Below are 21958 nucleotides of genomic sequence, written 5' to 3' on the forward strand. Positions count from 1 at the left end.
TAGCAATCCAATGAAGCAGGGTAATCACATGAGCAAACCGACTTACGTTCAAGAATATCAAGCCATCACCGAGGTACTGAACAAGTACATTCAGGGCTGCAAGCAGGCCAAAAGCAGCATCATGAAGCCAGCTTTCAGTGAGCAAGCAACGATGTTTAGCGTCGATGGCGACGGTAAGCTGGCCGGCGGCGCGATTCCAATCCTGTTCGATGGGATCGACAAGGGTTTCCGCCCATCTCCTGACGCACCGGCGGCCATCGTCCGCATTGAGATCGTCGGTACAGCGGCTAGCGCTCGAATTGACGCTAACGACATGTCTGGCATTTCCTTCACCGACTTCTTCCATCTGCTAAAAGTCGATGGCCAGTGGACGGTAATCAGCAAGATCTTCCACACCCACGTCTCCCCTTGAGGCTCTATCTTCCTCGACCGCGCGGCGACGAGGCTGCACTGCATGCCTACTGTGTTTTCTTTTGCTGCCGGGCGTCGGCGGAATTGTACGTCCGGCACGCAGCCTTGAGGAGGTTGCCTTCGACCGCCGGATTGAAGCCGCAATAGATCACAACGTTGCTCACTATTTGATGATGCAGACATTCAGGCTAGACATAGGAAAATCATGAAGACCCTCACTTCCGCTTTCGCCCTTTCCGTCGTGACGCTGTCGCTTGGTAATGCACTTGCAGCCGACCAGCCCGGCGTTGAACACCATGTAGCAGAATTTTTGAAATCCCTTGAAGGCATAAAGACGCTGGACTCCATGACGCCAGTCGAGGCCCGCGCCGCGCTGATGTCCGCCCAGGCTGCCCCTCAGGTGGCCTTGCCGGCAGCTGATGTCAGCGAGATGACGATCCGCGTCAATGGCCGCGACCTTAAGCTAACTATCGTGCGCCCGGTCGGCAGCGATCAGAAAGTCCTACCCGCGTTCATGTACTTCCACGGCGGCGGCTGGGTATTGGGCGACTTCCCGACCCACGAGCGGCTGGTGCGTGACCTAGTGATGGGCTCGGGCGCGGTGGCGGTCTTCGTCAACTACACCCTCTCGCCCGAGGCGGGATACGGCGTCGCCATCGAGCAAGCCTATGCTGCGACAAAGTGGGTGGCCGAACATGGCAAGGAGATCAACGTAGACGGCAAACGCCTGGCCGTAGCTGGCAATAGCGCTGGTGGGAACATTGCAGCCGTGGTTGCCTTGATGGCGAACGAGAAGGGCGCACCAGCACTGCGTTCGCAAGTGTTGCTGTGCCCGGTGACGGATGCAAACTTTGACACGCCGTCCTACAAGGAGTTTGCCAACGGCTACTTCCTGACGAAGGACTTGATGGTGTGGTTCTGGGACAATTACACACTCGACGCCGAAGCACGCAAGCAGATTTACGCTTCGCCGCTGCAGGCGACAACCGAGCAGTTGAAGGGCTTGCCGCCGACGCTGATCCAAACTGCCGAATTCGATGTCCTGCGCGATGAAGCTGAAGCTTACGGCCGCAAGCTCGACGCTGCGGGTGTACCTGTGAAGTCGGTACGCTACAACGGCATGATTCACGATTTTGGGCTGTCGAACGCATTCAGCCATCTGCCGGCGCCTCGCACCGCGATCGAGCAGGCATCTCAAGAACTCAAGACCAGCCTGAGCAAGTAGTTTCAAAAACAAAGAATCCGCAGGTCACGGTGAAACTGAAAGAGTCCTTTATTGAAAATACATCGTTAATTTCATTACGAAGCTACAGCAGCACCAAAGTTTTCGGAACACCTGCTGTGCTTTTTGCAGAGTTGAGCATAAATCAATAATCGCAATATTTATTAAATTAAGAGTGAATAAATGAAAAGTACTTCTATCAAGAGTTTGTTTTTTGTCGCCCTAATTTCGAGCTTGGGCGCGATTGCTCAAGCAGATAACCTACCGAGTGACCAACAAGACAGTAGTAAAACAGTGAGCAAACCTACCTACGTAGAAGAGTACCAAGCTATCACTGAGGTGCTTAACAAGTATATTGAGGGTTGCAAGCAGGCCAAGAGCAGTATCATGAAGCCCGCCTTCAACGAACATGCGACGATGTACAGCGTCGGCACCGATGGCAAGCTGGCAGGTGGTGCGATTCCAATCCTGTTCGATGGGATCGACAAGGGTTTCCGTCCATCTCCTGACGCACAGGCCGCTATAGTCCGCATCGAAATCGTCGGTACCGCGGCTAGCGCTCGCATCGACGCTAACGACATGTCAGGCATCTCTTTCACTGACTTCTTCCATCTGCTGAAAGTCGAAGGTAAGTGGACCGTGGTTAGCAAGATTTTCCAAACGCATATTGCGCCTTAAGTACTTGACCTGTCCGGCGGCTTTTTGCTCGACTATCTAGGGCTTCTGCGCTGGAACCCTTCGATCACCGCCATCGACTTCAGTTATTGGAGTCGGTATTCAACTGCCGGATGAGCCAGTCCTTTCTTGATCCTACGAGAATTTGATTACTACCTTACCCAATGCGCCCTTGGCCTATTGGCGCCTATTCCGAATTGACCCGCGTGCTGATGCAAGACTGACCCATCTCCAAATCAGCATAAATCCAGCAAAGGCAACGGTTCGCGAGAAGCAGACGGGGTCAGTGGTATCTTGACAACTGGGTCAATTCGGTACGGGCACCAACATCTGGCGATCTCCGAGCGTGAGGCGCGGGCTTCTTGGAATTGCACGTTGAGGCGCTGGCGGGTGACGGCGTCTTCCGCCAGGCACCGGGTTCGGCCAACAGGCCGGACAGCCGCGCTTCGTATCCGCGGGCTTTAGCTTCGAATCCGTATTGACTGGGAATGGAATCGAATCGCTCGTCTATACAGTTTTGAAAAAAAGACTGTTACCCACAGAAACTGTGGACATCTCTGTGGGTAAAACTCTGAAAATCTTTAGGTGAATGACGAAAGAAAGCTGATCGAAATTTGAACAGATGAATCTGCTTCGGTTGTAATGTCAGTGAAAATGGTGAAGCTGCATCGACTGTGAAAATGTAGGGGATAATTGGCCGACTCTGCTGCGCCGGTGTGCGTCACTGTGGGATCAAACAGCGCGCTATCGCTTCCTGTCGATGCACTACGCCGCGAGCTTCGAACGTGAGGTGCCCCATGAACACCGGCAGTTGATGAACGCAGCACTGGTCAAGGACATCGATGCAGTGCGAGCTGTCGGAGCATTACCAGACAACTACTGATTCGGTGTAAGCACGCATTGCTTGCTTGAGCCTGGTGTAGTCACCAGGCTGCCAATCTGCTCGCCGCTTCAGGATTGCTCCGCACGCAGGCGATACAGCGACTCACTGCTCGCCCGGATGCTGGCTTGAGGCCCGGCAATCCGTGGCAACAGCCGATTGAAATAAAATGCCGCGCTGGCCAGTTTGGCGCTGTGGAAATCTTCATCTGCTTCAAGCCTGGCCTGCGCAACCCGGGCCATGCGCGGCCACATGTAGGCGTACGCCACGTAACCGAACAGCTGTAAATACAAGAAGCAGGCACTGCCGACTGAGTTGGGGTCTTCGGCGGCCCGGTCTTGCAGCCAGAGGCTGAGGTTTTCCAGGTTTTGTACGGCATCCAGCAGAGGCTGTGCATGTGGGCAGCCGGGCAGGCTGTCGAGTCCGCGGATTCATCGTCTTGGACTGCCACCGATGATCGCAAGTTGATCCGTGGGCCGATCTTGCACTGACCCAAGTCGCTGTTGCGTCCCCCGTAATTGGACGATGAATATCGGGTTATCACGGCGGCAGTAGATTGGAGTATTTCGCTTGAGCGGTGACATGGATGGGCTTCATTCCACTTTAATTGAGTGGATGCGTTTATCTAAAAAATCCTTTACAAATCAATTAGTTATGATTTTGATTAGCATGGGGTGCTAGGGGTCGAGTGTTCGAATCACTCCGTCCCGACCATTTATTCTTTAATAAATCCAGTCACTTAGCGGTGACTGGATTTTTTTATGGCTCATCGTTTTTTCGCGGAACTGGTTTTTGCCCCACTTTTTGCCCCACTGAGGGGCCAAAAGAGCTTTTTTGTCTGCTGCCAACTCAAAGCAACCCCCCGAACAAGTCTGGGTGTTTGCTAAGGCTTTCATCAGTGTGTTCTCACATATTCTGTTTGGGCAATTTCTTCACGGCAACATCAACCGCCAACTGTCAGTGATCTCCCGACCAAGCCGCTTCAGTCTGGAGACCCTGGGCACTCCGGGGCAAAGCCTTTCCACCACTCAGGTCTGTCAGGTTGTTGCTGATAGGTCTGCACCTGATCAGCCGCGCTGCCCAGTAGTTGCTCGACGCTGAGACCTCGTTTGACGACATATTCATCCAGTTCGCGTACAGCGCGAGACAATACGTCATAGCCGCCAGTGAACACCGCCGAGGTCATCTCTGTGGCACAGGCCCCGGAAAGCAAAAAGCGCGCGACGTCGAGCCCGGTGCGAGCGCCATTGGTGGCGATCAGTGGGTAATCATCGCCCATGGCTTTGCGGGTCATCATCAGCCAGCGCGCGGTCAGTGGCAGCGCCCACCCGCCACCTATTGCGGCACTGGTTCCGAGCAGGGGCAGGCCGGTTTCCAGGTCCGGCAGAAAGCCCATGAAGCGTCCCATCATCACGACACTGTCGGCTCCACCTCTGCGTGCGGCCTGAGCCAGACCGACGACGTCCTCGCTCTGCCCGGTGAGCTTGATCCACAGCGGTAATGTCGTCGCCCGGCGGATACGCGAGACAATGGCTTCTATGCGTGCCGCACCCCGCTCAAGGACGATGGCACCCTTGGCTGCTTCTTCACCGTGAGGTGCGCCAATGTTCAGCTCCAGCACTCTTAGGCCAGCCTGTTCAATCTGCCGGGCGTACTCCGCACATTGTTCAAGGTCGCTGAGGATCAGGCTGGGAATAACGTATGCATCTTGCTGTCGAGCCTCCAAGTCCAGCTTGACCAATTCTTCGAGCCATTCGGCGAACCCGCGTTGCACCAGGCCTGAGCGACCGAACAGGCTTGCGTCGGATGGCGGGGAAAAGTCCCACGGCAAACGATTCCAGCTCGAATCCAGCAGCGCATAGTCCGTCTTGTCCAGTTGGTGTTTGGCTGCTTGCGATTCGTTGGTTGATTTGGCGACCACCGCGCCTGCGCCAGTGGCCAGGGCCGCGCGGATGGCATCGCGAGTCATGGTCTGCTCGCCCGCTCCGCAGAACACCGGATTCTTAAAGGACAGTGGCCCGATCTGGGTGATTAGTCGCGTCATGACCGGGCACTCACAGGTTCATCAAGCGGGAAGCGTTGCCGGAGGTCATCTTGCGAATATCCTCGTCGCTGTAATTCAGATCCAGCAGTTGGCCAATCACATTGCGAAAACCCTCGGCGATGCTTGGATTGCCTTGCTGACCCAGGTCGGAACCGAGAATGGTCAGGTCCACGGTGCCCGCTTCGATCACTTCTCTGAGGAATTGATCGTCGTAGAATTTGAATTTCGACCCGGGTACCCACATGCACATGGAATGCTCCATATAGACGCCTTCGCCGGCCAGTTGGCGCATGTCATCAAGCGTGGCATCGACCACGTAGGTCGGATGATTGACCAGCAGTCGTTTGACGCCGCGTTTGCGGGCTTCTTCAAACAGCGGCCAGATCTCCTTGATGTTGAGGTGGCCGGCCGACAGCACCACATCTTCTGCGGCAATCAAGTCGAGGATCGCTTTGACTTCTTCCTTCAGGCGGCCATCGTCATCGAGGACGGTCAAAGGGATCGGTTGCAGCATGCGTTGGGTGGTTTGTGGAAATTTTTCGGTGAACTTCTCGTCCTGATGGTGATGGGCGATGTGGTTGGCGGAAGAAAATGTTGGCATCCAGACCAGCTTCGCACCCAGCTTCAAGCCGTGCTCGACCGCATGCACGTTGAGTCCGCCGACCGAGTTGTTCAGCGGCACGCCTGACAGCATATGAACATCAAGCTCGCTGAAGTGTTTGTTCAGCAGGGTCGTCACGGGTGTACAGCTGTAATAGTGGTCCTTGAGCAGCACTGCCTTTAAACCGGCTTCGCTTGCTTCGCGCATGGCTTCAACATGGTCGCAGTAGCGCGGCATGACCGAGGGGCCGCTGTGGCAGTGCAGGTCGATGGCGCCGCGCATGAGGCTGTCGATGTGCGCCTGGCGCTCTTCGTTGACGGGTGTATTGACGATAGCGTTCATGGAATTACCTCTTGTAGTTATGCAGGCGGCTCAGCGAATCAAGCTGTGAAAATGACGCACCTGTTGAGTCCAGCCAGTTCGCAGCACTGCCTGATCCGAGCCCAGAATGAAAAAGCGTATCCCCTGGTTGCTGAAGCGCTCCAGGTCTTCGCTGTTGGAGACAAAAATCCCGGCGGACTTGCCGGCTTGCCGTGCGGCCTCGATCACGCGGCTGACGGCGGACTCGACGCGTGGATCATCCAGCGAGCTGACGCCGAGCGAGACGGCAAGGTCAGCCCGCCCGACCAGCAGGCAGTCGATCTGTTCGACGCTGGCGATTGCCGCCAGGTTGTCCAGTGCCGCGCGGTCCTCGATCTGGGCAATGATCGCGTGGCGTCCATCTTCGTCGGCCATGTGTTCGGCAAGGCTCGCGCGGCCATAGCGGCCGGCCCTGGGCGAGTTGGAGAAGCCCCGGCTACCGTTGCGATAGCGGGTTGCCTGCAATACCAGGCGTGCCTGGGCCGCATCGACGATATGCGGCAACACCAGGCCGTCGGCGCCCAGGTCCAGCGCCTGCAACAGCGTGGCGGGGCGGTCGTCAGCGACGCGCACCAGGCCGGCCACTTTCGCGGCGCGACAGGCCAACAGGCCACGATCAAGGCTGGCTTGATCGAAGGGCGCGTGTTCGGCATCCAGCACCACCGCATCGAGCACGCAGTCACCGGCGATCTCTACCACCGCATGACTCGGCGTCTTGATGAAGGTGCTGATCAGTGACTGGCCGGCACGCAGTCGGGACGAGAAGTTCATGGCTGTTTTTGCCCGGCGTTGGCGAATTCGCTGGCCTGGTATTCGATCAGGTGCCGGTAGTCGTCACGGATCGGCGAGAACACGTCGAGGTTCATCACCACTTCGTCACCGATCGGTTCGGCGTAGTGCACCACATGGGGCGGTATGCGGATCATGCTGCCCGGGCCACCTTCGACGACGTCGTCACCCAAGTGAAAGCGCACGCGTCCCTGCACGATGATCACTAGTTGTTCGAAGGTGTGGCTGTGAGGAAAAACATCCATGCCCGGGGTTAGCCAGTTCATCACGCATAGCGTGTCATCACCACGGAACGCTACGCGCTCGACGCCCTTGCGGACGGTTTCGCGAGGCAGGTCATCCCAGTTATGAAGCAGTGCATTGGCAATACTCATCAGATCGCACCTTTGTTTCTTTTGTAGGAATAGTATTTCGCTGTGAGATAACGCTAGCGCGTCCAATATTAAACGGTCAAGCGACTTTTTCGCCTTGACACCCACGCTTTTAGACTTCTAGGATTGCGCTACACAGAGAAACATAATTTCTTTCAGTGAAACCACATTTTTCAATTTGCCAAAGGTGCTTTCTACATGCGAGTTATCGAATCCCTGCTGATTGACGGTCAATGGTCTGCCGGCGCCCACGAGCGCCAGGCCGACGTGTTCAACCCGGCCTCCGGCGAATTGATCGCCAAACTGAGCCTGGCCACGACCGGCGATCTGGATCGCGCGCTGGCGGCGGCACAACGTGGCTTTCAGCTGTGGCGCAAGACTTCGGCCTACGAGCGTTCGAAAATCCTGCGTCGGGCAGCGGATCTGGTGCGTCAACGTTCGGATGAAATTGCGGCGCTGATTACCCTGGAACAAGGCAAGCCGCTGGCGGAAGCCAAACTTGAAGCCTTCGGCGCTGGCGATCACATCGATTGGTACGCCGAAGAGGGGCGCCGCGCTTACGGTCGAGTGATTCCACCGCGCGCCCGAGGAGTCCGGCAGACCGTATTGCGCGAGCCTGTGGGGCCGGTAGCGGCTTTCAGTCCCTGGAACTTCCCGGTCAGCCAACTGGTGCGCAAGATTGCCGGTGCACTGGCGGCCGGTTGTTCGATCATTGCCAAAGGCCCGGAGGAAACCCCTTCATCCTGCATCGAGTTGTGCCGTGCGTTTCAGGATGCCGGCGTGCCTGACGGTGTCCTGAACCTGGTGTTTGGCGTGCCGGCCGAAGTGTCCGATTACCTGATTCGTTCCGAGGTCATCCGCAAGGTGTCGTTCACCGGCTCGGTCCCTGTTGGACGGGCACTGGGTGCGCTGGCGGGGCAGTACCTCAAGCGCTGCACACTGGAACTGGGTGGGCATGCACCGTTCATTGTCTGCGATGACGTCGACGTCAAGGCCGTGGCGGCGCTGGGTGCAGGGCTGAAGTTCCGCAATGGCGGCCAGATCTGCGCCTCGCCAACGCGCTTCTATGTGCAATCGGCGGTGTATGAGCAGTTTGTCGATGCGTTCTGCGCGGCGGGTGCCGCAATCAAGATCGGTGATGGCCACGATGCCTCGACGCAACTGGGCCCGTTAGCCAATCCACGCCGGGTGGCCGCCGTACAGGAATATGTCGATGACGCATTGGCCGTCGGCGCACAACTGGTGTTGGGTGGCAAAACCGCCGAAGGCGCAGGCTTTTTCTATCCCGCGACGGTGCTGACTGATGTGCCTGAAAACGCACGGGTGATGAACGAAGAACCGTTCGGCCCGATTGCCTCCATTGTTCGCTTCGACACTGTCGAGGAAGTAATCGAGAAGGCCAACGGCTTGTCTTTTGGGCTGGCAGCTTTCGCGTTCACCCGGTCGATCCAGCGCGCAACGTTGCTGGCTGATGAGCTGGAGTCGGGCATGGTTTCCATCAACCACTTCGGCCTGGCTGCACCGGAAACGCCGTTCGGTGGCGTCAAGGACAGCGGTTACGGCAGCGAGGGCGGCAGTGAAGGGCTGGACGCGTACTTCACCACTAAATTCGTCAGCCAGATCGGCTGAACAAGAACGCCCACCACCGAGAACAATGCCCATGCAAACCTTCGATTACATCGTGGTCGGGGCCGGTTCCGCTGGCTGTGCCTTGAGCGCACGGCTGGCGAGTGCTGGCAAGCAGGTGCTGTTGCTTGAAGCCGGACCGGCCGACAACCATCCGTACATTCACATTCCCGGCACCTTCATTCGGGTTCACGGCTCCCGGCGTACCTGGATGTATCGCACCGAACCCGAGCCTTTCGTCAATCAGCGCCAGGTCTACATTCCACAAGGCCGCACGCTGGGAGGTGGTAGTTCGGTTAACGCTATGATTTATATACGCGGCCAGGCACAAGACTATGACGATTGGCAAGCTAGTGGTTGTCCGGGGTGGGGGTGGCAGGACGTTCTGCCGGTGTTTCGGCGCTGCGAAACCAACGTCCGGTTAGGTGGCGCCTTGCACGGCCAGAATGGCCCGCTGAACGTCAGTGACGCTGGTCACCGGCATGCCTTGAGCCGCGCTTTTGTGAGGGCCGCGGTTGAAGCGGGGGTGCCGGCGACGGATGACTTTAACGGCGCAAGACAAGAGGGCGCCGGCTTCTATCAAACCACCACGTCTCACGGTCGGCGCGCCAGTTCGGCGGTGGCTTACATAAAGCCTTTGCGCAACAACATAAACCTGAAAGTGCTCACCGAGACCCATGTCACCGAACTGCTGTTCGATGGCGCTCGGGTCACGGGAGTTCGGGCCATGGATCGTGAAGGCGTTGCGATCAGGTTTACCGCTCGTGCAGAAGTCATTGTCAGTGCCGGAGCGATTGCTTCACCCAAACTTCTGATGCTGTCGGGGATTGGGCCGCAGGCTCATCTGAATGAAATGGGCATTGCAATGCGCGTGCACTCGCCGGGCGTGGGTGAGAACTTTCAGGATCACCTCAGCGCTTCGGTGTATGCGCAAACACGTGAACCTGTCAGCTTGCTCGGGCATGACCGGGGCTTGCGTGCGTTGGGGCACGGTCTCAAGTACCTGGCCAACCGTTCGGGTCTGCTTAGCTCCAACGTGGTGGAGAGCGGTGCTTTCGTCGATGCCACCGGTTGCGGTCGGCCGGACGTGCAATTTCATGTGGTGCCGGCGCTGGTCGGCGATATCGACCGGTTGCCACCCAGTGGCCACGGTATCTCGATCAACCCCTGCGCCTTGCGGCCTCGCTCGCGTGGCCAACTGCGCCTGAAAAGTGCCGACCCAATGCAAGAGGTTTCGCTGAAGGCCAATTACCTGAGTGATGAGCACGACCTTCGGACCATGGTCGCAGGCGTCAAATTTGCCCGCCGAATCCTGCGTGCACCAGCGCTGGCCAGCGTCGTGGAAAAAATGCTGTTGCTACCTGATCACGACGACATTGCAGATCATGTGCTGGAGGACTACGTGCGCAGTGTTGCAAAAACCGTTTTCCATCCTGCGGGAACCTGTCGCATGGGGATGGATGCCAACGCAGTCGTCGGGCCCGATCTTCGGGTGCATGGCGTGCAGGGGCTGCGCGTCGCCGATGCGTCGATCATGCCGACTATCGTCAGCGGCAATACTAATGCTCCCTGCATCATGATCGGTGAGCGGTGTGCCGATTTCATTTTGGGGAATGCCGCGTAGTCAGTCCAACCCCAACACCTCTTCGCATGCACAACAATTACAAGAGTACAGCGATGAACCTCATATCCCGCAGCACCTTCGACAATGACCAGGACAGCCTGCTCTACAACCGTATCGCGTGGCGCCTGTTGCCGTTCCTTTTCGTCTTGTATGTGGTCGCCTTTCTGGATCGCGTGAACGTTGGATTTGCCAAGCTGCAGATGTCGGCCGACATCGGTTTGAGCGATCTTGCGTTCGGTTTCGGCGCCGGGGTTTTCTTCGTCGGCTACTGTCTGTGCGAGATACCCAGCAATATGATCCTGCAGCGTGTCGGGGCGAGGTTCTGGATCACCCGGATCATGATCACCTGGGGGGTGCTGTCGATCTGCATGATGTTCGTCAAAACGCCAACGGCCTTTTATATCCTGCGCTTTCTGTTGGGCATGGCAGAGGCCGGGTTCTATCCAGGGGTCGTGCTGTACATGACCTACTGGTTTCCTTCCTATGCGCGCTCCCAGGGCATGGCCTGGTTCAATCTGGGCATTGCGATGGCCGGTGTTCTGGGCAGTCCGCTGTCCGGCTGGATCATGCAGACATTTGCCGGCGTAGCGGGCATGGCGGGCTGGCAATGGTTGTTCTTGCTGGAGGGAATTCCAGCGGTACTGCTGGGTATCACGGTGTTCTTTTACCTGGACGATCGACCTGGCAAGGTGCACTGGCTCAGCCCTGAACAGAACACTCGTGTGGTGCAGCAACTGGCGGCTCAGCGCCAGCAGCATGAAGCGGCGGGGGCTGGCCACAACTTCCGGGCGGCATTCGTCAGCAAAGATTTGTGGTGCCTGATCTACGTGAACTTCGCATTGCTGTGCGGCACCTATGGGGTGTCATTCTGGCTGCCGCAGATCGTTCAGGGTCTTGGGGTGAAAAGCCTGTTTCATACCGGGTTGATCGCAGCTATTCCTTTCGCGGTGGCGTCGGTCGTCATGGTATTGGTCAGCCGCCACTCGGATAAACAACGTGAGCGACGTTGGCACGGTACGCTGTGCAATCTGGCTTCTGCCTTCGGGCTTGCAATTGCGGCGTACTTCCATGATCAGCCGGTGTTGTCGCTGGCAGGGCTGAGTCTGGCCATGTCTGGCGGCCTGGCGGGTTTCTGTGTGTTGTGGGCGCTGCCCGGTGTACTGCTCACCGGGACCGCGGCGGCGGCAGGTATTGCTCTGATTGCCACCGTCGGTAACCTGGGCGGCTATGCCAGTCCGTTCATGATGGGTTGGGTCAAGCAGAGCAGCGGGCATCTCGAATATGGCCTGTATGCGCTGGCCGGCATGACGTTGATCGGGGCGCTGGTGATGTTTTCAATCAAGCCTCCAGGCGCTGTGGCCGTTAAAGAATTGCCTGAACTCTCGAACATCTGATATCGCAGAACAACACAAGTGTTTCGGCAGGAGATACAATCGGGCTTTTCCAGTTATCGACTCGAGGTGACCTCTTGGAACAGGATGACGAAAAGCCCACCACCGGCCCCGTACTGCTGGAATCGGTGGAAATGGTGTTCCGTCTGCTCGATGAGCTGACCGCTGCACGCCGCCCTTTGGGGGTGACTGAACTGGCTCATCTGCTGCAAACCGCCAAACCGAGAACCTACCGGCATCTGGCCTCGATGCGTCAGCTGGGCATCCTCGAACAAGATCCCGTCAGCGAGAAATACCTGCTTGGGGCTCGCCTGGTCGCCTACGGTGAGGCGGCAGGTGAGCAGTTTGACCTGCGGGCCATTGCTGATCCTTACCTGACACGTATTCGCGACGCCACGGGGCAAACGGCACTGCTGGCGGTCGCCACTCATGACACTGCGCTGGTGGTGTCGTGTGTCGAGTCCAAAGCCAATGTGTGCATTTCGGTCAAGCCTGGTAACCGCGTGCTGCCCTATTGCTCGGCACAGGGGCGCACCGTGCTCGCTTTCGCCGATGCCGCCAGCCAGCAACGGGTCATGCGCCGCAAGATGCCGGCTCTCACCGAACGCACCCTGCACGATCCCGAGTCGCTCACCCAGCGTCTGGAACTGATTCGCCAACGGCTTTATGACGATGCCGACGGTGAAGTGACCATGGGTATCAATGCGCTGTGCTGTCCGATCTTTCGCGAGAACGATGTGATTGTCGGCACGATTGGGATCGTGGGTCCGAGCGCGGCGATTCCTTCGCCACCACCGGCCGCGATGCTGCGCGAGTTGCAATCGGCAGCGGCCGAGATCAGCGAGCGTTTGCATGCAGGGACCTACCAGCGTTTGTGATCAAGCGCGGGTCAGGAAAAGCCCAATAAAAAACAGGCCTGTAATGCAGGCCTGTTTTTTTATTGCTGTCTTGCGGGTCTGAGGTTATGAACGCCGGGTTGCTGCGCGTGACAGCAGCAACAGCAGAGTGGCAAACAGCACCATGACGGTTGCCGCTGAAAGCAACACCGGGCTCAAGGCTTCTCGAGCGGTAGTGAACATCTCGCGAGGCAGGGTCCGCTGATCAGGGCCAGCGAGAAACAGCGTCACCACCACTTCATCCAGAGAGGTGGCAAAGGCGAACAAACCCCCGGACACCAAGCCAGGTGAAATCAGTGGCAATGTCACTTTGCGCAGCGTCACCCAGGGTGTCGCACCCATGCTTGCTGCTGCCCACAACAGGCGTTGATTCAGACCGCCCAGCGCGGAGCCGACGTTGACCACCACAAAAGGCACGGCCAGGGTGGTATGCGCCAGAATCAACCCCAGGTAAGTTCGCGTCAGCCCCGCATTGGAGAATACAAAGTACATACCCACGCCGACGATGACCGCCGGCACGATCATGGGGGCGATCAACAGCACTTCGATGAAGCGTTTGCCAGGCATGGCCGGGTGTCGCAGACCCAGCGCCGCCAGTCCACCCAGGACTACAGCAAGGGCGGTACTCGCCAGAGCCACCGCAAAGCTGTTGAACAATGCACTCAGCCATTGTGACGAGGAGAAGAAGTCCTCATACCAGCGCAGCGTAAAGTGCCCCAGTGGCAGTGACATGTAGCGGCTATCGCTGAACGACAGCGGCAATACGATGAGAATAGGCAGCAGCAGAAAGGCCAGTACCAGACAGCCACTGAGTGACACGCCGAGGTTGCCGAACCAGGCCATCGGCCCACTATTGGGATTGCGGATCATCACTTCGCTCCTGTGCTGCGACGGGCAAGATGCGCCTGAATAAGGTAGAGCAGGGTGGTTGCTACCAACAGCACCAACCCCAACGCCGACGCCAGCCCCCAGTTCAGTGTGCCGGTGGTGAATTGGGCAATGTAGAAACTGATCATTTGATCGGCCGGTCCACCGAGCAATGCGGGCGTGATGTAGAAGCCCAGCGTGACGATGAAGACCATCAATGCCCCGGCTGCCAGCCCAGGTAGAACCTGTGGTAGGTACACCTGGAAAAACACCCGCAACGGGCGAGCCCCCATCGAATAGGCCGCCTGTACCAGCAGGCGATTGCAACTGGACATGGCCGCAAGAAGCGGGAACACCATGAACGGCAGCATCACGTGAACCAGAGCCAGAATCACCCCGAAGCGGTTGTACAACAGGTGCAACGGACTGTTGATCCATCCCAGCTTCAATAGCATGGCGTTGACGATCCCCTGATCCTGCAACAGCACCATCCAGGCGGTCGTGCGAACCAGGATCGACGTCCAGAACGGCAGCAGGATCAGTAGCAACAGCGCGTTGCGGGTCTTTGGCGTTCGACGATCGAGAAACACGCACAGCGGGAATGCCAACAGCACACAGACCAGCGTCGTGATGGCGGCGATGCCAAAGGTGCGTCCGAGGATCGAGCGATACAGACCGGCTTCATCCTTGGCGACCAGGCCCTGCTGGTAGTCGTGTTTTATGTCCACGGCGGACAGCAGGTGGTAAGTGCCGACGGGTCCTGAGGCACGCTTGAAGGTTTGCCAGGTGGCATTTTCCAGCCAGCGCGGATCGAGCTTTTGCATGCCTGCACTGCTGCCGTCCAGATCGGCGGCCTCGCGTTTGGCGGTCATCAGCAAACCACGCAGTTCCGGTGCCTCGTAGGCCAGGCGCCGGGCCGCCGCTGCCAGGTCACGGGGCGACACGGCCTTTAGGTCCTGTACCAAAGGCTTGAATAAGCGCTCGTCCGGGGCAGAGATGCCATCCCAGTTTGCAACGGCAGTGGCCGTCGCAGGCATGGCTTGAGGCAGCTCGCTGTCAGCGACAGCGCGCCACAATAGTGTGCCGATCGGACCGACGAAGGTCAGGACGAGAAACACCACCAAGGGTGCCAGCAGGCCGTAGGCGCGCCAGAGGGCGCCGCGATCCTTGCGGGCGACCACCGGTGATGAGGCATTGATTACGATTGCACTCATGTCTATTTACTCGATCCGGATCACTGGGCCGACCAGGCGGTCCACTTGGCATTTAGTTCGTCGATACGGTCAACCCAGAACTTGTCGTTGAGCACCAGCACGTTGGCGCTGTTCTGCGGTGCGCTTGGGGAGTCAGCGAGCGCCGCCGGGTCAGTTTCAGCGATGCCTTTGACGGAAGTGATCCCGGTCGGCTGCAGGCTTGGCCATTTCTTCTGGTTTTCAGCTTTTCCCATCACATCCAGCAGGCCGTAGGCTTTGTCGACGTTCGGCGAGTTGGCGAGGATCACCCAGCTGTCCATGGTTTGCAGCGACTGATTCCACACCAACCCGAACGGTTTGTGATCCTGGTGGATAGCGTTGGTCACCCGCCCGTTATAGGACGTGGTCATGCTCACTTCACCAGACGCGAGCAATTGCATCGGTTGGCCGCCCGCTTTCCAGAACAGCAGCTGGCTTTTGATCGTGTCGAGTTTTTTGAAAGCGCGTTCTACGCCGCCCGCCGAGTTGAGGATTTTGTAAACGTCGGCCGGTGCAACACCGTCGGCCATGAGGGCGATTTCCAGATTGCCCTTGGGACCCTGGCGCAATGCGCGTTTGCCAGGGAAAGTCTTGGTATCGAAAAAGTCGCTCCAACCTTTGGGCGCACGGCTGGCCTTGCTGGTGTCGTAGCTCAGCACGAAGTTGTAGACCGCGCTGCCCACACCGCATTCGCTGACCGCGCTGGGGATGTAGTTGTCTTTGCCGCCAATATGTTTGAAGTCCATCGCGACGAAAAGCCCTTCACCGCAACCCAGCTGAAGGTCTTCGGCCTCGACTTGAACCACGTCCCAACCACTGTCAGCGCCTTCGGCGTGAGTTCTCAACAAGCCGATACCGCCTTCCCAACTGTCATCGATGACTTTGTTGCCGCTGGCCTGGCTGTACGGTTCGAAGAAGATCTTGCGCTGCACATCCTGATACGCGCCACCCCAGGAGGCCACGGTCAGGTCTCTGGCCTGAGCGGTTCCCTGGAGCAGGGCGAGCCCGCACAAAACGAAGGTGAGACTGCGAACGGAGCATGGATTGAACATGATGTGACTCCCAGACTTTTGATTTAGTTGTGGTCGGCAGTGGTGACGTAACAGATCGACGCGGTGTTGTTTTTTTGGGGGAGCGCTCAGCGCAAAACCATTGCCTGTGCAGCGGGCAACGCCAGCCTTACGCTTTCACCGGGCAGAGGCGGCGCCTGGCCCAGGCTTCCCGGGTTGTAAGTCATCGACAGTTCGCAGCCATTGATCATCACCAGGCGCAGCTTGCAATGGGCGCCATGGAAGATGCTGTCGACGACACAGGCCTGAATCGCGGCTTCGCCGGGTGCGGCCAGTCGCAAGTTCTCGGGGCGAATCGCCAGCGCTGCCGGGCTGCCTGCGGTCAGCTCGGGATCGGCGCAAAAGGCCTCGTGGACCGTGCCCGTTTCGGTCAGCCGGATCCGGGCGAGATTGTCCGAGACACTGACCAGAACACCCTCCAGCACATTGGTCTCACCCAGAAAATTGGCCACGAAGCGAGTGGCGGGTCGGTTGTAAATGGTTTCCGGCCGGTCGATCTGGGCGATCTTGCCTTCGTTGAACACGGCCACGCGATCAGACATGGTCATGGCTTCGTCTTGATCGTGGGTGACGTAGACAAACGTAATGCCCAGCTGTTTGTGGATGCCTTTGAGTTCCAGCTGCATGTGCTCACGCAAGCCTTTGTCGAGGGCGCCCAACGGCTCGTCCATCAGCAGGATGCGTGGGCGATACACCAGCGCCCGGGCGAGTGCGACACGTTGTTGCTGGCCGCCGGACAACTGCGCCGGGTTGCGGTCCTCGAAGCCTTCCAGGCGCGCCAGTGCCAACGCCTCCTTGACCCGAACCCTGGCTTCGGCGGCCGGTATTTTGCGCAGGTTGAGGGGGAAGGCGACGTTCTCGGCCACGCTCATGTGCGGGAACAGGGCATAGCTCTGGAAAACCACGCCCATGTCGCGCTTGTAGGCCGGCAGTTTGCTGATGTCGTTGCCGTCCATGAGGATCCGGCCACGGTCTGGCGCGTCAAAACCGGCAAGCATCATCAGAGTGGTGGTCTTGCCCGAACCGCTGGGGCCGAGCAAGGACAGAAATTCGCCCTGGCGGATGTTCAAGTCGAGGTTGTCGACGACCCAACTGCGTTCGTCATAGGTCTTGTGTACACCTTCGAACCGAACCAGTACCGGACGTTGCGCTTCGGCTGCTGCGATGTCGTCGGGCAATGGCATAGGCACCCTGGTTAATGCGCGGCTGGAGTGTGCGGTCATGGCCGGATACCCGCGAGGACTTCATCGAGTGCCTGGGCCACTGCCTTGAGAATAGTCTGGATCTGATCGCCATCGACGATCAGCGGCGGCGCCAACACCAAGGTGTCGCCCAGGGCACGCAACAAGATGCCGTTGCGTTGCAGCACGTCGCTGACTTTACTGGCCACTTTGAGCTCGGCGGGGAAGGGCGCACGGGTCTGCTTATCGGCGACGAACTCCAATGCCGCCATCAGCCCGATGCCGCGTGCCTCACCTACCAGCGGGTGATCGGCAAAGGCTTTGATGCCCGCCTGAAACGCCGGGGCAACCTCGCAAACGTGCTCGACGATATCCAGTTCGTCATACATGCGCAGTGTTTCCAGCGCCACAGCGGCGGCCACCGGATGCCCGCCATAGGTGTAACCGTGACCGAGGCCGCCGAGCGTGTTGCTCTGATCGGCGATGACCTGATAGATCTGGTCGCTGAGCAATAACGCCGAGATCGGCTGGAACGCGGCGGACAAACCTTTGGCACAGGTCAGCATGTCCGGCTGGATGCCCATAGCCTGACAACCCCAGTAATAACCGGTACGGCCGAAGCCACAAATCACTTCGTCGGCCACCATCAGAATGTCGTACTTGCGCAGTACCGCCTGGACCTTGGCGAAGTAGCCGGCTGGCGGCACGATCACGCCGCCGGTGCCCATTACCGGTTCTGCAAAGAATGCGCCAATGGTTTCAGGGCCCGCGTCGAGAATGGCTTGCTCCAGTTCTTCGGCGAGGCGGGTGGAGAACGCTTCTTCGGTTTCCTCTGGCAGGCCTTGGCGATAGAGGTGTGGGCAACGCACATGGATGACATCGGCCAGAGGCTCGCCCCAACCTTTATGCATGTTGGGTAAACCGGTGAGGCTGGCGGCGGCCAAGGTGGTGCCGTGGTAACTGCGTTGGCGGGCAATCAGGCGTGTCTTGCCCGGCTTTCCCAACGCAATGTGGTAGTAGCGCACGAACTTGATTGCGGTATCGATCGCTTCCGATCCTGAACTCTGGAACACCACTTTGCCTAAGCCCGCTGGCGCGTGAGCAATCAGTTCGGCTGCCAGGTCGGCTGCCGGTCCATGGCTACGGTGGGCGAATGTCTGTTGGTAGGGCAGCTTCAACATCTGCGCATACGCCGCTTCAGCCAAGCGCGGCTGGCTGAAGCCCAGCGTTGCGCACCACAGGCCAGACATACCTTCGATATAGCGTCGGCCTTGCTCATCGAAAACATAAATGCCTTCGCCACGCTCGATCAGCAGTGGGCCCAGCTGTTCGTGCAACCGCAGATTGGTCTGCGGGTGAAGGTGGTGGGCGATATCTCGCTTGGCCAGGGCCGAATCACGAGCGGTCATGACGTCATCCTCTTCAATCAGTGTTCAAGCGTATGCGTATGCGGTACGTGGTTTCATTTTTACGACTATTGGCGTTAGTCGTCAAATGTTTTGTGTGTCGCTGTTAGCAATACTATTTCGCTGAGAGAAAAACAATTGAACTGTTTTTGTTAAGGGAAATGGCATTTATATGTAAATCAGTGGCTTATGTTGCGATTGTGTTGAACGGAGCGCGGGTATACCCAGTGCGACGAATATTCATGGGCTCAGGGTTGTTGCTGGGACATATAGAGTTGTATCGTTTCGCCTACGCGAACACGGTGCTTTTTTGATTTACAGCACAAAGCCTGCCAGCTCGACTCTGGCTTCGATGAATTGGGTGGACGGAATCAAACATGAGCGACGATGCAGGGAAAGGTGGGGTCAGATCGGTGCAGCTCGCCCTTGACGTGCTTGAGCGGGTGGCAAGCGCGGGGGAGGAGGTCGGGGTCAGCGAGCTGGCCGTACAGCTGGGAACGACTAAAGGCTCGGTATTCAGGCACCTGAAGACCCTGGTAGAACGCGGTTACTTGAGTCAAAACCCGCAGACCTCAAAGTATCGACTGGGCATCCAGGCCTATGTACTCGGGCAGGTGGCGGCCAGCGGGATCGACCTGTTGAGTGCCTCCGCTGACGCCATTCGAGATCTGCGCGACGAGTTGGGATTGACGGTGGTCCTGTCGGTGCTGCAAGCGCGCCGTTTAATGGTGGTGGAAACGCTGTTGGGCAAATCCACGCTTGAAATCGGTGTGCGTATCGGCACTGAACTGCAACTGCATTGCAATGCTCAGGGCAAGGTGGCTTTGGCTTTCGCCAAGCAATTGAGCATGGATCAACTGCCGGGCGAGTTGCCCGCCATCACGGTCAATACGGTGACCGACCGCGCCGTCCTGGCGCGTCAGGTCGCCGAAGCCAGGTCTCAAGGGTGGGCATCTGCCACCGAGGAAGAAACCCTGGGCATTTCCGCTATCGCTGCACCGATATTAGGCATCAACGAGGAATTTATCGGCACGGTGGCGCTGGTGGCGACCGTGCAGAATATTTCCCGTGAACTGGATCCTGAGCAGGTTCGGGCGTTGAAAAAAGCCGCGTTGCGTGCGTCATGGAATCTGGGGTTCAAAGGCGAGTTTTGAAGGACGAAGCCTTTAGCTGTCGATTCGTCGACGTGCGTCATGTACACGAACTCACTGGCGAGCTGGCGCCGGGGTCACCTTGGACGGGTATAGGCCGATCTTCCACTGCTTCCTACTATGGGGTCATGTTCAATGCCCCCTGGGGTAACAGGAAGCCTGAGTCATGGCGATCGACAGCAACGATTTTTCACGCCTGAGCCCCGAAGCTCGCGTATTTCTCGAGCGTACACATGGTCACTTCATCGATGGGCAATGGCAGTCGCCCGCCGCCAGCATTGCAGTGCTCGATCCTTCCAGTGGTCAACAGATCAGCGCCATTGGCGCAGGAAGTGCCGCAGATATAGACGGCGCCGTGCAGGCTGCTCATCGCGCCTTCAATCATCCTTCCTGGCGCGGACTTGCAGCACTGGATCGTGAACGCCTGATCTTGCGCCTTGCCGATTTGATCGAAGCCAACATGGCACTTCTGGCTCAGGTCGAAAGCGTCGATAACGGCATGCCGTTGGGGTTTGCCGAAATCAACGTGGGCGGCGCCGCGGGTGTTCTGCGCTATATGGCCGGCTGGCCTTCAAAGATTGTCGGCGATACGGTCGATGTGAAGATGCCGTTTCCCGGTAGTCAGTTTTTCGCCTTCACCGCCCGTGAAGCGGTGGGGGTGGTCGGTGCCATCGTGCCGTGGAACGTACCGTTGATGATGGCGATCTGGAAGCTTGCGCCAGCGCTGGCGGCGGGTTGTACGGTGGTACTGAAACCGGCTGAAGATGCCTCACTGACGGCATTGATTCTGGCCGATCTGATTCAGCAAGCCGGCTTTCCCAACGGCGTGGTCAATATCGTGACAGGCTATGGCGTCGAGGCCGGTGAAGCGCTGGTACGGCATCCCTTGGTGGCGAAGATCTCCTTCACCGGATCCACCGAGACTGGCAAGTACATCAATCGTCTGGCCACTGACAGCTTGAAGAAAGTCACCCTCGAGCTGGGTGGAAAATCGCCAACGATTGTGTTCGATGACGCGGATCTTGCGCAGGCCATCAGTGGCGCTGCCAATGCGATTTTCACCAACTCCGGGCAGATCTGTGTGGCTGGTGCGCGTTTGTACGTGCAACGACGAGTGTATGAACAGGTCTTGGAGGGTGTCGCTCGACAGGCCGACAGCCTGCAGCTCGGCGCTGGTCTCAATGCGGGCAGCCAGATGGGGCCATTGATCAACGCTCGTCAACTCGAAAGAGTGCAAGGCTACGTACAACGGGCAGTGCAGGGCGGCGCTAGCCTGGTGACACAAGGGCGCGACCCACAAGGCGCGGGCTTCTTTGCGGCGCCTGCGGTTCTCGCGGGTATCAAGCAAGGGGATGACCTGGTGCAGCAAGAAATTTTCGGCCCGGTCCTCGCTGTATTGCCATTCGATGATCTCGAAGAAGCGGCGGTGCTTGCCAATGACACGGCGTACGGTTTGGCAGCCAGTGTCTGGAGTCGCGACTTGAGTCGCGTTCATCGGCTTATTCCTTTGCTCAAGTGCGGCAAGGTATCGGTCAATACCGAAGGCTTCCCTTATCCGGCGCTGCCGGAAGGCGGGACCAAGCAATCCGGATTTGGCCGTGATCTTGGCCGAGAAGGCCTTGATGGCTATCTGGAGAGCAAAACCGTACTGGTTCGGGTTTCCTGATCAGTCCGGGCTCTGTCGGAGGTTTGCCTATGCCGCATTTCATTGTCGAGTACAGCGCCAATCTGGAGCACGAACTGGACCTCGATAGGTTGTTCGCCAACGTTCATCGCCAACTGATCGCCATGCAACAGTTTCCCACCGGCGGTATCCGCAGTCGGGCAAGGCGCATCGAGCATTATTGCTTTGCCGATGGCTTGGGCGATTACGCCGGAGTTCATGTCGAACTCAAGCTCAGTGCCACCCGCCCGCAGGCTGTGCGTGAGGAGATCGGGCAACGCATTTTCGCCACGCTTGAGGCGCATTTTGCTGATCTGCAGGCGCGTCGCTTTCTGGCGTTGTCGATGGAAGTGGGGCTGTTTCATCCAGGTTCGTTCTTCAACTCAAACAATTTGCACGCGCTGTTCGAGCATCCCTGAGGTGAGAGTGCGCGGTTGAACTCTGCCTGCCCCGAGTGAATCGGGAAGGGCTGCCTTTTCAATGTCTGGAGTTAGAATC

The 21958-nt window shown here is 58.1% G+C and carries 21 protein-coding genes; 10 read left to right on the plus strand and 11 right to left on the minus strand.

What is annotated here, in order from left to right; all coding sequences use genetic code 11:
• Positions 1–28: 28 nt before the first annotated feature.
• The 3 genes from QMK54_RS10740 (at position 29) to QMK54_RS10750 (ending at position 2311) form a co-directional block, all read left to right on the plus strand.
• Positions 29–412, plus strand: a complete 384-nt coding sequence (locus tag QMK54_RS10740) for a nuclear transport factor 2 family protein (protein ID WP_223508416.1) — start codon at positions 29–31, stop codon at positions 410–412.
• A gap of 204 nt (positions 413–616) precedes the next feature.
• Positions 617–1636 (plus strand): alpha/beta hydrolase, encoded by a 1020-nt coding sequence (locus QMK54_RS10745; protein WP_223508417.1) that lies wholly within the window; start codon positions 617–619, stop codon positions 1634–1636.
• Positions 1637–1927: 291 nt separating this feature from the next.
• Complete coding sequence (locus QMK54_RS10750; RefSeq protein ID WP_223508425.1) at positions 1928–2311, plus strand: nuclear transport factor 2 family protein; 384 nt, start codon at positions 1928–1930, stop codon at positions 2309–2311.
• Positions 2312–3259: 948 nt separating this feature from the next.
• On the opposite strand, the gene QMK54_RS10760 is transcribed toward QMK54_RS10750, so the two are convergent.
• From QMK54_RS10760 to QMK54_RS10785, 6 genes are all read right to left on the minus strand, one after another.
• Positions 3260–3619 carry an acyl-CoA dehydrogenase C-terminal domain-containing protein gene (locus tag QMK54_RS10760; protein WP_317851221.1) on the minus strand — a complete coding sequence of 120 codons (360 nt, stop codon included), beginning with the start codon at positions 3617–3619 and terminating at the stop codon, positions 3260–3262.
• Positions 3620–3910: 291 nt separating this feature from the next.
• Complete coding sequence (locus tag QMK54_RS10765; protein ID WP_191628317.1) at positions 3911–4084, minus strand: hypothetical protein; 174 nt, start codon at positions 4082–4084, stop codon at positions 3911–3913.
• 86 nt (positions 4085–4170) lie between these two features.
• The gene (locus QMK54_RS10770) at positions 4171–5232 is read right to left on the minus strand and encodes a dihydroorotate dehydrogenase (RefSeq protein ID WP_154910103.1); all 1062 of its coding nucleotides are present in this window, start codon (positions 5230–5232) and stop codon (positions 4171–4173) included.
• Positions 5233–5242: 10 nt separating this feature from the next.
• Positions 5243–6175 carry a DUF6282 family protein gene (locus QMK54_RS10775; RefSeq protein ID WP_154910104.1) on the minus strand — a complete coding sequence of 311 codons (933 nt, stop codon included), beginning with the start codon at positions 6173–6175 and terminating at the stop codon, positions 5243–5245.
• Between the two features lie 30 nt (positions 6176–6205).
• Positions 6206–6964: an HpcH/HpaI aldolase family protein gene (locus QMK54_RS10780; protein WP_154910105.1), complete on the minus strand. Its 759-nt coding sequence runs from the start codon at positions 6962–6964 to the stop codon at positions 6206–6208.
• A complete protein-coding gene (locus tag QMK54_RS10785) occupies positions 6961–7356 on the minus strand; it encodes a cupin domain-containing protein (RefSeq protein WP_154910106.1) in 396 nt (131 codons plus the stop codon). Before QMK54_RS10785 ends, QMK54_RS10780 begins: the two co-directional genes overlap by 4 nt.
• Positions 7357–7551: 195 nt before the next feature.
• Between QMK54_RS10785 and QMK54_RS10790 the strand changes: the two genes are divergently transcribed.
• The 4 genes from QMK54_RS10790 (at position 7552) to QMK54_RS10805 (ending at position 12872) form a co-directional block, all read left to right on the plus strand.
• The gene (locus tag QMK54_RS10790; protein ID WP_154910107.1) at positions 7552–8982 is read left to right on the plus strand and encodes an NAD-dependent succinate-semialdehyde dehydrogenase; all 1431 of its coding nucleotides are present in this window, start codon (positions 7552–7554) and stop codon (positions 8980–8982) included.
• A gap of 31 nt (positions 8983–9013) precedes the next feature.
• Positions 9014–10603: a GMC family oxidoreductase gene (locus tag QMK54_RS10795; RefSeq protein WP_154910108.1), complete on the plus strand. Its 1590-nt coding sequence runs from the start codon at positions 9014–9016 to the stop codon at positions 10601–10603.
• A 53-nt stretch (positions 10604–10656) separates the two neighbouring features.
• Positions 10657–11997, plus strand: coding sequence for an MFS transporter (locus tag QMK54_RS10800; protein WP_154910109.1), 1341 nt, complete (start codon positions 10657–10659; stop codon positions 11995–11997).
• A 74-nt stretch (positions 11998–12071) separates the two neighbouring features.
• Positions 12072–12872 carry an IclR family transcriptional regulator gene (locus QMK54_RS10805; RefSeq protein ID WP_154910110.1) on the plus strand — a complete coding sequence of 267 codons (801 nt, stop codon included), beginning with the start codon at positions 12072–12074 and terminating at the stop codon, positions 12870–12872.
• A gap of 84 nt (positions 12873–12956) precedes the next feature.
• Here the strand turns inward: QMK54_RS10805 and QMK54_RS10810 are convergent, their stop codons facing one another.
• The 5 genes from QMK54_RS10810 to QMK54_RS10830 form a co-directional block, all read right to left on the minus strand.
• On the minus strand, positions 12957–13757 hold the full coding sequence (locus tag QMK54_RS10810; RefSeq protein WP_412072642.1) for an ABC transporter permease: 801 nt from the start codon (positions 13755–13757) through the stop codon (positions 12957–12959).
• Positions 13758–13759: 2 nt separating this feature from the next.
• Positions 13760–14971, minus strand: a complete 1212-nt coding sequence (locus QMK54_RS10815; protein ID WP_154910112.1) for an ABC transporter permease — start codon at positions 14969–14971, stop codon at positions 13760–13762.
• Positions 14972–14991: 20 nt separating this feature from the next.
• Positions 14992–16041 (minus strand): ABC transporter substrate-binding protein, encoded by a 1050-nt coding sequence (locus tag QMK54_RS10820; protein WP_154910113.1) that lies wholly within the window; start codon positions 16039–16041, stop codon positions 14992–14994.
• Positions 16042–16127: 86 nt separating this feature from the next.
• Positions 16128–17243: an ABC transporter ATP-binding protein gene (locus QMK54_RS10825; protein WP_154910299.1), complete on the minus strand. Its 1116-nt coding sequence runs from the start codon at positions 17241–17243 to the stop codon at positions 16128–16130.
• A 35-nt stretch (positions 17244–17278) separates the two neighbouring features.
• Positions 17279–18649: an aminotransferase gene (locus QMK54_RS10830; RefSeq protein ID WP_154910114.1), complete on the minus strand. Its 1371-nt coding sequence runs from the start codon at positions 18647–18649 to the stop codon at positions 17279–17281.
• 374 nt (positions 18650–19023) lie between these two features.
• On the opposite strand from QMK54_RS10830, the gene QMK54_RS10835 reads away from it, so the two are divergent.
• From QMK54_RS10835 to QMK54_RS10845, 3 genes are all read left to right on the plus strand, one after another.
• A complete protein-coding gene (locus QMK54_RS10835; protein ID WP_154910115.1) occupies positions 19024–19800 on the plus strand; it encodes an IclR family transcriptional regulator in 777 nt (258 codons plus the stop codon).
• 163 nt (positions 19801–19963) lie between these two features.
• Positions 19964–21463, plus strand: coding sequence for an aldehyde dehydrogenase family protein (locus tag QMK54_RS10840; RefSeq protein ID WP_154910116.1), 1500 nt, complete (start codon positions 19964–19966; stop codon positions 21461–21463).
• A gap of 29 nt (positions 21464–21492) precedes the next feature.
• Positions 21493–21879: a 5-carboxymethyl-2-hydroxymuconate isomerase gene (locus QMK54_RS10845; RefSeq protein ID WP_154910117.1), complete on the plus strand. Its 387-nt coding sequence runs from the start codon at positions 21493–21495 to the stop codon at positions 21877–21879.
• The last annotated feature ends 79 nt before the right edge of the window (positions 21880–21958 follow it).

This window comes from Pseudomonas sp. P5_109 (assembly GCF_034009455.1).
Classification (GTDB): Bacteria; Pseudomonadota; Gammaproteobacteria; order Pseudomonadales; family Pseudomonadaceae; genus Aquipseudomonas.